Source organism: Halomonas sp. ND22Bw, from assembly GCF_003011945.1.
GTDB classification, from domain to species: Bacteria; Pseudomonadota; Gammaproteobacteria; order Pseudomonadales; family Halomonadaceae; genus Halomonas; species Halomonas halophila.
Genome location: NZ_PXWD01001409.1, coordinates 1 through 250, shown reverse-complemented (window position 1 = coordinate 250; position 250 = coordinate 1). Strand labels below are relative to the sequence as shown.

The window sequence follows — 250 nt, the reverse complement described above, 5'->3', positions numbered from 1 at the left end:
CTGAATGCCGAGCGCGCGCAGATTGTCGTAGACGTCCTCACGCCCGACCAGCACCGGGGTGCCGTAACCGCCCTCCTTGAAGGCGATCGCGGCCCGCAGCACGACTTCCTCTTCGCCCTCGGCGAACAGCACGCGCTTGGGATGCGCCTTCGCCCCCTCATAAGCGAGGCTCAGTACCGAGGTCGTCGGGTTGAGCCGCGCGCGCAGCGAGTCGCGGTAGCTGGCCATGTCGAGGATCGGCTTGGTGGCG

At 68.0% G+C, this 250-nt stretch carries 1 protein-coding gene; it reads right to left on the bottom strand.

The window, feature by feature from the left end; genetic code table 11:
• A partial coding sequence (locus tag CVH10_RS22835) for a phosphate acyltransferase (RefSeq protein ID WP_369335989.1) occupies positions 1-250 on the bottom strand: 250 nt, incomplete at both ends.